The organism is Agrobacterium sp. rho-8.1 (assembly GCF_033957725.1).
Taxonomy (GTDB): Bacteria; Pseudomonadota; Alphaproteobacteria; order Rhizobiales; family Rhizobiaceae; genus Agrobacterium.
In genome coordinates this window covers 222,265-229,550 of record NZ_CP192790.1, presented here as the reverse complement: position 1 = coordinate 229,550, position 7,286 = coordinate 222,265, and the positions used below count along the sequence as shown (strand labels likewise).

At 57.8% G+C, this 7,286-nt stretch carries 8 protein-coding genes; all 8 read left to right on the top strand.

Annotated features, from left to right (window positions below):
• Positions 1-386: 386 nt before the first annotated feature.
• From traI to trbL, 8 genes are read left to right on the top strand one after another with little or no spacing between them, the layout of a single operon-like run.
• Positions 387-1,025, top strand: coding sequence for an acyl-homoserine-lactone synthase (gene traI / locus RMR21_RS23800; RefSeq protein WP_498672102.1), 639 nt, complete (start codon positions 387-389; stop codon positions 1,023-1,025).
• Positions 1,022-1,999 carry a P-type conjugative transfer ATPase TrbB gene (gene trbB / locus RMR21_RS23795; protein WP_498672100.1) on the top strand — a complete coding sequence of 326 codons (978 nt, stop codon included), beginning with the start codon at positions 1,022-1,024 and terminating at the stop codon, positions 1,997-1,999. Before traI ends, trbB begins: the two co-directional genes overlap by 4 nt.
• Positions 1,989-2,372 carry a TrbC/VirB2 family protein gene (locus tag RMR21_RS23790; RefSeq protein WP_077105429.1) on the top strand — a complete coding sequence of 128 codons (384 nt, stop codon included), beginning with the start codon at positions 1,989-1,991 and terminating at the stop codon, positions 2,370-2,372. Before trbB ends, RMR21_RS23790 begins: the two co-directional genes overlap by 11 nt.
• Positions 2,365-2,664, top strand: coding sequence for a conjugal transfer protein TrbD (locus tag RMR21_RS23785; RefSeq protein ID WP_498672099.1), 300 nt, complete (start codon positions 2,365-2,367; stop codon positions 2,662-2,664). Before RMR21_RS23790 ends, RMR21_RS23785 begins: the two co-directional genes overlap by 8 nt.
• Positions 2,665-2,674: 10 nt before the next feature.
• Positions 2,675-5,131, top strand: a complete 2,457-nt coding sequence (locus RMR21_RS23780; RefSeq protein WP_498672097.1) for a conjugal transfer protein TrbE — start codon at positions 2,675-2,677, stop codon at positions 5,129-5,131.
• A complete protein-coding gene (gene trbJ, locus RMR21_RS23775; RefSeq protein WP_498672096.1) occupies positions 5,103-5,909 on the top strand; it encodes a P-type conjugative transfer protein TrbJ in 807 nt (268 codons plus the stop codon). The genes RMR21_RS23780 and trbJ overlap by 29 nt, the downstream gene beginning before the upstream one ends.
• A complete protein-coding gene (gene trbK, locus RMR21_RS23770) occupies positions 5,906-6,100 on the top strand; it encodes an entry exclusion protein TrbK (protein ID WP_498672093.1) in 195 nt (64 codons plus the stop codon). The genes trbJ and trbK overlap by 4 nt, the downstream gene beginning before the upstream one ends.
• Complete coding sequence (gene trbL, locus RMR21_RS23765) at positions 6,094-7,275, top strand: P-type conjugative transfer protein TrbL (protein WP_498672091.1); 1,182 nt, start codon at positions 6,094-6,096, stop codon at positions 7,273-7,275. The genes trbK and trbL overlap by 7 nt, the downstream gene beginning before the upstream one ends.
• Positions 7,276-7,286 lie beyond the last annotated feature (11 nt).

Here is a 7,286-nt window from a genome sequence, read left to right as displayed (position 1 = left end):
TTTGCGAACTATTTCCAGTAGGGCATCACTTTCGAAAAAGTGGCCGCGAAGCCGTCATTTGAGAAACTATCTCGCGATTCCCATAATGCCGCAAGGGATTTAAAGTTAATGAAGAATTAAGACGCGGAAATCGTTTTGTCTCTTTATTTGCAAAATAGCTAACAGAATCAGCTTTTTAACTCAATTTCGGACGAGTTCGTTCACTCTCCGTTTTACTGTGAATCCTACAAAGACTCCTGTGCAAAGCGACTTGGAAAGAAAGACACGGCGCGACAACGTCTGTGAGAGGGATCCGACTCACGCTTCGACTTGTAGGATTATACAACTGCCGAGCCGTTCGAATCTGTGCTGATTTCCAAACCGTCCACCAATGACGGAGGAAAGTCATGCAGGTAATCGCGTTCTCAACACCCCGGACGATTCAGGAAGCTCGCCTCCTTCACCTCCAATACCAGCTTCGTGCGCGGGTTTTTTCCGATCGCCTTGGCTGGGAGGTCGACGTAACAGCAGGGTGCGAGTCTGACGGCTTCGATGCCCTTCAACCGACCTACGTTATCGCGACTACCGAGACCGACCAACTGGCGGGATGCGCGAGACTTCTCCCGGCGCTTGGTCCGACTATGGTGTCCGACGTTTTCCCCTCGCTTCTCCCAGACGGTCAGCTCATCGGTCATGCAGCGATGATCGAAAGTTCTCGGTTTTGCGTCGATACCACTCTCGCGGAGGGGAGGGGAACAGGCTCGGTCCACCAGGCAACGCTGACCATGTTCGCGGGCATCGTCGAATGGTGCATGACCAATGGGTACACCGAGATCGTCACAGTAACCGATCTTCGGTTTGAGAGAATCCTCGCTCGCGTCGGATGGCCTTTGCGGCGTTTGGGCGAGCCGAAGAAAATCGGTGTGACAATAGCGGTCGCTGGCACACTTCCCGCCGACGCGGACACATTCGCGAGGCTTCGACCTTCCGACTACTGTTCTGAACTCGACCCCTCTCGGTCAGGTAGCCTTAGGAGACATTCGTGAACCAGCTTCGCTCTCATCCCAGACTTGTCCGCAAACTTCAGGAAGCGCTGGGCGATCAGCTTTGTATCGCCCTGGATGACGCGACTGTCGTCGAGATCATGCTCAATCCGGACGGAAGACTGTTCATCGAAAGAATTGGCCATGGCGTTGCGCTGGCTGGCGAAATGTCATCTGCAGCAGCGGAAATGGTGATCGGGACTGTGGCGCATGCACTTCAGTCCGAAGTGGACACCGAGCAGCCGATCATCTCAGGCGAACTGCCAATCGGCGGCCACCGGTTCGAGGGGTTGTTGCCTCCAGTTGTCGCAAAGCCCGCATTCACCATCCGGCGTCGCGCATCACGCCTCATTCCACTCGAAGACTACGTTCGCACAGGTGCGATGACCGAATACCAGGCCGCCACGATCCGTAGCGCCATTTTAGCGAGGCTGAACATCATCATTTCCGGTGGGACGGGCTCTGGTAAGACGACGCTTGCGAACGCGGTGATCGACGGAATCGTCAAATCGGCCCCCGAGGATCGTCTGGTTATTCTCGAGGACACTGCGGAAATACAGTGCGCCGCCGATAACGCCGTCCTCCTGCATACCAGTGATACGATAGACATGGGGCGATTGCTCAAGAGCACCATGCGGCTGCGTCCCGACAGGATTGTCGTCGGCGAGGTTCGCGACGGCGCAGCTCTTACACTGCTTAAAGCCTGGAACACTGGTCATCCGGGGGGCGTAGCGACCATCCATTCGAACACCGCCATGTCAGCGCTGCGACGTCTCGAGCAGCTGACCGCTGAGGCGAGCCAGCAGCCGATGCACGAGGTCATCGGAGAAGCGGTAGACCTGGTCATCTCTATCGAGCGAACACCGCGCGGGCGAATCGTACGCGACATCATCCAGGTCGAGCGTTTCATCAACGGACGGTATGAAATCGAATCCGATCAGCTCACGGAAGAACAGGAGGCGCGCGATGTCGCGTAACCATACCCTCATCGCCGCCGCGCTCTTGGCGGCACCCATCGTTTTTGCCTCGTTTGCGCCGGCGCTTGCCAGTTCTGGAGGCGGCCTTCCCTGGGAAGGTCCTTTGCAGCAGATTCAGGAGTCGATCACCGGGCCTGTCGCGGGTGCGATCGCGCTTGCAGCCGTGGCGATCGCCGGCGGGATGCTCATCTTTGGTGGTGAGTTAAACGATTTCGCGCGGCGACTTGTCTACGTCGTCCTCGTTGCCGGCATTCTTCTCGGCGCTACCAACATCGTCGGCTTGTTCGGCGCGACCGGTGCGTCGATCGGGCTGACCGACGTGGAGATGATGCCGATTGTTCCGGACGTAGGAGGGGAGGGGGATCATGGCTGAGTTCCTATCCCGCCTGCGGCGTAACCGCATCCATCGGGCGCTGTCTCGCCCAAATCTGCTGATGGGCGCTGACCGGGAACTAGTGCTGATCACCGGCCTTGCAGCCGTGATCCTGATCTTCGTGGTGCTGACGGTTTATTCGGCGCTTTTTGGTGTTGCTGTCTGGGTCGTGATCGTTGGGCTGCTCAGGATGATGGCCAAGTCTGACCCGCTCATGCGGCAAGTCTATATCAGACACATTTCCTACAAGCCTACCTACAAAGCGACCACTTCGCCCTGGCGGCGGTATTGAGGAGGAGGCCATGGTAGCTCTCAAACGCTTCCGGGTGACCGGCCCCTCCTTCGCGGATCTCGTTCCCTATGCAGGGCTTGTCGACAATGGTGTCCTCCTCCTGAAGGACGGGAGCCTGATGGCAGGATGGTACTTCGCAGGCCCAGATTCCGAAAGCGCAACCGACGTGGAGCGCAACGAGCTGTCGAGGCAGATAAATGCAGTCCTGTCGCGACTTGGAAGCGGGTGGATGATCCAGGTAGAGGCTATCCGTATTCCAACAGTCGACTATCCCTCCGAAGACCGATGCCATTTTCCCGACCCGGTGACCCGCGCGATCGACGCTGAGCGACGGGCACATTTCGAGCGTGAGCAGGGACACTTTGAGAGCAAGCACGCAATCGTCCTGACCTACCGACCACTTGCGTCCAAGAGAACCTCTCTGAGCAAATATATCTATTCAGACGAAGAGAGCCGGAAGAAGTCTTACGCGGACAAGGTGCTCTTTGTCTTCAAGAGCGCGATACGAGAGGTTGAGCAGTATTTCGCCAACACCCTTTCAATCCGGCGAATGGAAACCCGTGAAACGATCGAGAGGGGAGGGGAGAGGATTGCTCGCTATGACGAACTCCTTCAGTTCGCAAGGTTCTGCATCACTGGCGAAAGCCATCCGGTCCGGCTTCCCGATGTCCCCATGTACCTCGACTGGATCGCAACCGCCGAGCTTGAGCACGGGCTGACACCAAAAGTTGAGAACCGTTTCCTCGGCATCGTTGCGATCGACGGTCTGCCGGCCGAAAGCTGGCCGGGTATCCTGAACAGCCTCGATCTGATGCCGCTGACCTATCGGTGGTCATCACGCTTCATCTTTCTCGATGCCGAGGAGGCTAAACAGAAGCTCGAACGCACCCGCAAGAAATGGCAGCAGAAGGTCCGGCCGTTCTTCGACCAGATCTTCCAGACACAAAGCCGCTCAGTCGATCAAGACGCAATGACTATGGTCGCTGAAACAGAGGATGCGATCGCACAGGCCTCATCGAAGCTTGTTGCCTATGGCTATTACACGCCCGTCGTCGTGTTGTTCGACAGCGATCGCGAAGCACTGCAGGAGAAGGCTGAAGCGATCCGGCGACTGATCCAGGCCGACGGTTTTGGGGCACGGATCGAAACGCTCAACGCCACAGACGCCTATCTCGGTAGTCTTCCCGGCAACTGGTATTGCAACATCCGTGAGCCGCTGATCAACACCAGCAATCTCGCCGACTTGATCCCGCTGAACTCGGTCTGGTCTGGAAGCCCGATCTCCCCATGCCCGTTTTACCCACCGAATTCCCCGCCCTTGATGCAGGTTGCGAGCGGATCGACGGCGTTTCGTCTCAATCTGCATGTCGATGATGTCGGCCACACACTGATCTTCGGTCCGACCGGGTCGGGCAAGTCGACGCTTCTGGCTCTGATCGCCGCGCAGTTTCGCCGCTACGAGAATGCGCAGATTTTTGCATTTGATAAAGGTAGGTCTCTGCTTCCGCTGACACTCGCTGCTGGCGGCGATCACTACGAGATCGGTGGTGACATTGCGGTAGAGGGGAGGGGCCTGGCTTTCTGCCCATTGTCCGAACTCCAGACTGATGCCGACCGCGCCTGGGCGACGGAGTGGATCGAAATGTTGGTCGGTCTGCAGGGCATTACGATCACCCCGGATCATCGCAACGCCATCTCTCGGCAGGTCGGCCTCATGGCGAAAGCATCTGGCCGCTCACTCTCGGATTTTGTCAGCGGCGTTCAGTTGCGCGAAATCAAGGACGCGTTGCATCACTATACCGTCGATGGCCCCATGGGTCAGCTTCTCGATGCGGAGGAGGACGGTCTCACGCTCGGAACCTTCCAAACCTTCGAGATAGAGCAGTTGATGAATATGGGAGAGCGCAATCTCGTGCCCGTGCTGACCTACCTGTTCCGGCGGATCGAGAAGCGTCTGGATGGTTCGCCGAGCCTGATCGTACTCGACGAAGCTTGGCTCATGCTCGGTCACCCGGTCTTCCGCGACAAAATCCGGGAATGGCTCAAGGTGTTGCGCAAGGCGAATTGCGCTGTCGTCCTTGCGACCCAGTCGATCTCGGACGCCGAACGGTCCGGTATCATCGACGTCTTGAAAGAATCCTGCCCGACCAAGATTTGCCTTCCAAACGGCGCCGCCCGCGAGTCCGGGACGCGCGAATTCTACGAGCGTATCGGTTTTAATGAGCGGCAGATCGAGATCGTCGCAACGGCGATACCAAAGCGCGAGTACTACGTCGCCACGCCGGAAGGCCGGCGGCTTTTCAACATGTCGCTTGGGCCGGTCGCCCTGAGCTTTGTCGGCGCGACGGGCAAAGAGGATCTCAAACGGGTCCGCATCCTTAAATCCGAGCACGGCCGTGAATGGCCGATCCGCTGGCTTGAAACGAGAGGAGTTCACGATGCCGCATCGCTACTCAAGTACGAATAGAAGGATTGCCTGCCTGGCGGCGGCGCTCGCCATCACGGTTGTCAATCAAGGTTCGGTGCAAGCCGGTTCAGCCGCCGGCGCCGCAACAGAATGGACGCAGCTGGCCAACAACGCGCAACTCGTAGACCTTATGAAAAGCTCCGGCATCCAGGTCGACAATCAGTTGACCCAGATCAGCCAGCTTGCGGAGCAGATCCAGAACCAGCTGAAAATCTACGAGAACATGCTGCAAAACACTGCGCAGCTTCCCAGTTATGCCTGGGGAAAGGTCGAAAGCGATCTCAACCAGCTACGCAGCATTGTCGAACAGGGTCAGAGCATCTCATTTTCTCTGGGCAATGCCGATGATGTTCTTCATCAGCGCTTTGAGAGTTACGCTGATCTCAGGACGAGTTTACCCGACAACGCAACGTTCTCCTCGACCTACCAGTCCTGGTCGGACACCAACCGCGACACGATCGCCAGCTCGCTTAGGGCGGCTAGTCTTACGGCCGACCAATTCGATAGCGAAGAAGATACGATGTCGTCACTACGGTCGATGTCGGAGACGGCAGATGGGCAGGTGAAAGCTCTGCAGGTCGGGCATGAGATCGCGGCTCAGCAAGTCGCACAAATGCAGAAGCTTCGCGGTCTCGTCTCCCAACAGATGACGATGATGGGCACGTGGCTGCAGACAGAACAAACCGACAAGGACCTTGCACAGGCACGGCGTGAAAAGTTCTTCAACGCTGAGGTAAAGAACGTGCCGCAGGGCCAAAAGATGGAGCCTCGCTGGTGAGCCGTGCCTTCCCCGTTGCCTTGCTGCTCGCCGTTGCCGCTTCGGTTGCAACGGTGCTGATCGTCAGTTCCCGAAACACAGGAACACCCCCGCCGACGCAAGCGCAGCGCGCCGCCTGGGAAGGTTTTTTTGGCTCTGAAAGGGAACTGCCGCCAATCAAGGAAGGTCAGGAGATGCGCCCGAGATGGTGAAAATAGCCGCCGCACGCTCGTTCCTGATTATAAGTCTCTATGTCCTAGCCTTTGCTGTTCCCGTGTTCGCGCAGGAAGGACAGGTTCTCACGGAACTCGAAAACCAAGTCTCGACCGCTGCGAAGGGGTGGGAGACTACCGTAATGGACGCTGCGAGATCGCTGTTCTGGATTCTCGCAACGATCGAGATCGGCATTGCGGCGGTTTGGCTGGCGATTCAATCCGCCACGCTAGACAGCTGGTTCGCCGAACTGGTCCGGCGGATCATGTTTATCGGGTTCTTTGCCTTTGTCTTGGCGCAGGGTCCAACCTTTGCGCGAGCTGTAGTCGACAGCCTTTTCCAGATTGGTGCCGGCGGCGGTTCAGCGTCGCCCGCTGAGGTCTTCGATGCCGGCATACGCGTTGCGTCTCAAATGTCAGGGCAGGCACAATTCGGGGTGTTCGAAGACAATGCCCTTGCGATCGCGGCAGTTCTCGCCATGGGCATCGTTGTCATCTCGTTCTCACTTGTTGCAGCGATCTTCGTATCGGTAATGGTTGAGATGTATGTCGGACTGCTCGCCGGCATGATCATGCTCGGACTGGGCGGTTCGTCCTTCACCAAAGACTTCGCCGTCCGCTACCTCGTCTATTCCTTTGGTGTCGGAATGAAACTGATGGCCCTGGTGATGATTGCCAAGATCGGATCGAGCGTTCTGCTTGGTCTCGCCCAAGCGCCCACGGCATCGTCGGACCAGTTTGTCACGACGTTGGCTATTTCCGGTATCTCGGTAGTGGTCTTTATCATCGCCATGTATGTCCCGAACATCATCCAAGGCGTTGTCCAAGGCGCATCAGTGTCTGGAGGAATGGAAGCAATCCGTCACGGAGGCCAGGCGGCGTCTTTCGCCGCAGGCGCTGGCTTTCTCGCCGCCGGCGCGGCAGGCGCGGGATTTGCGGCGGCACAAGCCGCACGCGCTGGGGGCTCATCGGTCGCTGGTGCTGCTCTGCGCGGCATGGGCGCGAGCTTCACTTCCGGCGCACAGGCTGCGGGATCAGCCGCGAAGGAAAAAGCGATCGGTTCTCCCGGCGCCTATGCGGGGTCGATCCTCGGGTTGGCCAACGCCAAGCTCGATGAACAGCGTGGCGGTCACAACGGGCCGAAACCTCTTCCCGAACGCAATGACAAACCATAATCGAAACAAGG

Excerpts from the sequence above, each read along its gene's own strand:
- traI (WP_498672102.1), top strand. The coding sequence starts at position 387 with ATGCAGGTAATCGCGTTCTCAACACCCCGGACGATTCAGGAAGCTCGC.
- RMR21_RS23790 (WP_077105429.1), top strand. The coding sequence starts at position 1,989 with ATGTCGCGTAACCATACCCTCATCGCCGCCGCGCTCTTGGCGGCACCC.
- RMR21_RS23785 (WP_498672099.1), top strand. The coding sequence starts at position 2,365 with ATGGCTGAGTTCCTATCCCGCCTGCGGCGTAACCGCATCCATCGGGCG.
- RMR21_RS23780 (WP_498672097.1), top strand. The coding sequence starts at position 2,675 with ATGGTAGCTCTCAAACGCTTCCGGGTGACCGGCCCCTCCTTCGCGGAT.
- trbJ (WP_498672096.1), top strand. The coding sequence starts at position 5,103 with ATGCCGCATCGCTACTCAAGTACGAATAGAAGGATTGCCTGCCTGGCG.
- trbL (WP_498672091.1), top strand. The coding sequence starts at position 6,094 with ATGGTGAAAATAGCCGCCGCACGCTCGTTCCTGATTATAAGTCTCTAT.